General features: G+C 65.9%; 4 protein-coding genes. 1 reads left to right on the forward strand and 3 read right to left on the reverse strand.

The window, feature by feature from the left end; all coding sequences use genetic code 11:
- The first annotated feature begins 206 nt into the window (after positions 1–206).
- Positions 207–716, forward strand: a complete 510-nt coding sequence (locus tag ACIPM1_RS33785; protein WP_402441195.1) for a hypothetical protein — start codon at positions 207–209, stop codon at positions 714–716.
- Here the strand turns inward: ACIPM1_RS33785 and ACIPM1_RS33790 are convergent.
- The 3 genes from ACIPM1_RS33790 to ACIPM1_RS33800 all read right to left on the reverse strand — a co-directional run bounded on the left by ACIPM1_RS33790 (position 691) and on the right by ACIPM1_RS33800 (position 3363).
- Positions 691–1341, reverse strand: coding sequence for an IS5 family transposase (locus tag ACIPM1_RS33790; RefSeq protein ID WP_402441200.1), 651 nt, complete (start codon positions 1339–1341; stop codon positions 691–693). The genes ACIPM1_RS33785 and ACIPM1_RS33790 overlap by 26 nt on opposite strands.
- A 112-nt stretch (positions 1342–1453) precedes the next feature.
- Positions 1454–2314: a peptidoglycan-binding protein gene (locus tag ACIPM1_RS33795; RefSeq protein ID WP_402441197.1), complete on the reverse strand. Its 861-nt coding sequence runs from the start codon at positions 2312–2314 to the stop codon at positions 1454–1456.
- A 599-nt stretch (positions 2315–2913) separates the two neighbouring features.
- Positions 2914–3363, reverse strand: coding sequence for a hypothetical protein (locus tag ACIPM1_RS33800; protein WP_402441199.1), 450 nt, complete (start codon positions 3361–3363; stop codon positions 2914–2916).
- Positions 3364–3561 lie beyond the last annotated feature (198 nt).

Here is a 3561-nt window from a genome sequence, read left to right on the forward strand (position 1 = left end):
CTACGAACGCAAGGCCGAACACTTCCTGGCCTTCACCGCCATCGCCTGCAGCCTCATCTGTTACCGCAGGCTCACCAAATGAGACGACGTCTAAGAAGCTGTTGTCTTTCCGAGCTTGAGGAAAGCGTTTCCGCTGGTCAGGTGTAGGGGTAGCGGCAGTGTGGGAGTGGTGGCTCATCGTGTCGTCGCTCCTGTGGAGGTCTCGGATGCCGTCGGTGGTCGGACTGCTGGAACAACACGAGCTCGCCGCTCGCCGTCGGGTGGACGGGCTGCGTGAGGAAGCCGACCGCATTCAGGCCGAGCTGGCCGCGGCCGAGCAGGAATGGCAGGAGTGGACGATCGCCCGCCGGCGGGTCGGAGTGCTGCTGCCCGCGCCGGCCGACGCCGGGATTGCGGGCGAGGCTCCGGCGCTGGTGACGGTCGCGGCGAAGCAGAAATCGCAGGTGCCGGTGTGGCGCGAAGGGCTTGCATGGTCGGCGCTGCCGGTCGACTACCAGCGCATCTTCAAGACACTCGTGGACCGGTCCCGGCTCGGGCAGGGGCCGCTGACCTGCCAGGAGATGGCCGCTGTCTTCGGCATGGAGGTGGTGCCGGCACGGGTGGAGGCACTGCGGTCGAAGGCGAAACGCCTGGTCGCCCGCGGCTGGCTGGCTGAGCCGGCGCCTGGCCGCTTCACGCTCGCCGACGGCGTCAGCGGGCCAGGCGGCGGGTCATGAGCAGGGTCATCGACCAGTAGACCATCGCCTCAGCGCTGGTGGTGCGGTGTTCGAAGTCGCGGACCAGGCGGCGGCTTTGCATCAGGTGGGCGAAGAGGCGCTCGACGATCCACCGTTTAGGCAGCACCACGAAGCCGCGCATGTTGTCGCTGCGCTTGACGATCGCCAGGACCAGGGCGAACGTGGCCAGGCAGTGTTCGACGAGGCTGCCGGTGTAGCCGCCATCGGCCCAGACGAGGGCCAGGCGGGGGTGGGCGTCGGCCACCTGCGTGAGCAGGACCTGGGCGGCGGTGCGGTCGCCGACATCCGCGGGGGTGACCATCACGCCCAGGAGCAGGCCGAGGGTGTCGACCACGACGTGCCGCTTGCGCCCGTTGACCAGTTTGCCGCCGTCGAAGCCGCGGCTGTCCGCTCCGACGACGGCGTCCGCCTTGACGGACTGGGAGTCGATCACCCCGGCCGTCGGCTCCGCGTCCCGCCCCAGCTTCTCGCGGACCTGCGCGCGCAGCCGGTCGTGGAACTCTTTGATCAGGGCGTGGTCGCGCCAGCGGCGGAAGAACGCATAGACCCGGTCCCACGGCGGGAAGTCGGCGGGCATCGCCCGCCACTTGATCCCGTTGTCCACGATCAAGGTGGAAGCCCCCTCTCCGTCACCACCGAAAGTGAGACAGGGCCGTTCGTTTGACAGACCCCGGTGGCCTGTCGGCTCCCGGACGTTCGATTGTGCGGGGCTTCAGTCAGCTCTTCGGGACCTGAAGCAGGTCCCAAGTAGTCTTCCCTGGAGGCCAAGTGGCAGCCGACCCGGTGAAGCCGCACTTGCGCTGCCACGCCTGGTAGGAGGCAACGTCGCCGGAGCCGATGACGTCCTTGTCCCGGGTGGACCGGTACTGGTTGCAGCCGACGGCCACGAGGCGGTCGTGCATTCGGGCCACGACGAGGCTCCGGCGGCCCATGGTGAACCAGACAGCCCCGGGGAAGGGCTCGTACTCCCCGTCCTCTCCAGAGTGCTCCTTGGTCTTCGGGAAGGCGAACCAGGTCCCGGGGTCGGTGTGGTCGTTCTCCGGGACGTGGGCGTGGGCGTACCAGCCCGCATTGGTCTCCCAGACCTTCTCGTTGCGGTGGCCGGTGAAAGCGGTGGGTCTGCCCATGGGCCAGGTGTCCGGCACCTCCCAGGACTTCACCCAGGCGTGCAGTTCGTCCCAGCCCCTGCCGGGGGTGTCCTGAAGGGACTCGTAGACCTTGCCGTCCACCTGGCAGTAGGGGAAGAACAGGGCCTCGATCTGGAGGACGACGGAGCCGGCCCGGTTGGTCCGTGTGCCCCCGGAGGTGTCCACCAGGGACTTGGAGCGGGAGTTGGCCGGGACGAACTGCGCCATGTGACCGGTGAACGGGTCCCAGAGCACGTGCGGGGCGACGGCCCTGCCTCCGCCGGAGAAATACGAGCGGAGGTTGGCGTACGGCACGAGGTCTTGGGGCTTGGCCTCGGTGGCGTTGCGGTCCCAGGTCACATGAGCAATGGCCTTGGCAGGGCCCCCGTCGGTGGGAGCATGGTCTCCGATGTCGTGTTTGTCGGCACCGGGCATCCAGAGGTCAGCCATGTCTTCACCTGTCCGTTCTGCCGCGGAGCGGCATTGGCTTCGATGGTCAGCCGGTGATCGCACGAACCAGGTAGACCAGTCACTCGCGTGAGACCAGCACGCGGGCGCGGTCGCAAACGAGGTCGCGTGGCGCCGCTGTTTGGGAGAACAAGTCGTCGCGTGCCATATCCGTGCCGGAACGAGTTGTCAGTCACGGTCAAGGCAGAAAAGGACGGCCACAGTGGTGACTCGCCGGGGTCGCCAGCCATCGTCCGCAGCGATCACTGGAGACCACTCAGGGGCGCACCAGGCTTACAAAGCGGATATCGGCGGTTCTATCGGTCTGCGCCCACCGGCCAAATGACCTCCGGTGGGCCGATGCTGGGGGCTTTGACATCCAGATGTGTCATCACCACCGGCGAGCAGCCGCTGTCAGTCTCGCCGGCGGCCGGCCTCACGCGGAACCGTGCAAGCGATTCACAGTGAAACGGGCCCTCCCTTTCCCACATGAGAGGCAGGGCGGGCCCGCTCCGTCCTTGTGCTGGGACATTCGAGGTTGGTTGCCTATGCCCTCTTGCAGAGGTAGACCGGGTACCCCGCGCCCCCTGGGTAAAGGGCCGCTAGCTGACGTTGCCCTTGCCGCTCTGCACGATGGCCTTAATGATCATATCGATCAGTACTCCAATCCACTGCACGGTGTTCTGAATGGACTGAAGCCACTGAGGGTCCCAAGAGTGCACGAACTTAAGACTTGCTGTGGACGCTGCTACCTTCGGGTCGAAGTTTGCGGTCCATGTGTCCGTCCGGTCGTGGGTGCCGATCCACTTGCCGTCCACGCCATAGACGTGAACCGGGCTCACATCGACACAGTCACCCTGGGCATTCACGAGCAGAACCTTGACGGAGCCGTGGAAGCCGCTGAGGAGGATGTCCGTCCAGGTCCGAGTCGTCGCATGCAGAACGCCGTCTTCGGTCAGTTGCGCCGATGTGTGCATGTAGCGCGGTGGACGAGCCTGTCCTCCAGGCGGGTCAACGTGGTCGTCGCTGTTCTCGCCGCTGATCACTGCCACAGTCCTAACCCCCTGTGATCGAGCTGTAGCGCCGCGTTGACGCAGCAAGAGGGAGGCTAATGCGCCACCAACGACTTGAAAAGTGCCTAGTGTCTATTAAGATGTCGTCTCATTTGGCGTACTGGGTAGTCTGCACTGTGTGGTGATGGTCGAGCGCGTGGTTCCAGACGAGTTGTGGGAGCTGTTTCAGCGGGTGGT

Source organism: Streptomyces sp. NPDC086766, from assembly GCF_044746005.1.
Classification (GTDB): domain Bacteria; phylum Actinomycetota; class Actinomycetes; order Streptomycetales; family Streptomycetaceae; genus Streptomyces.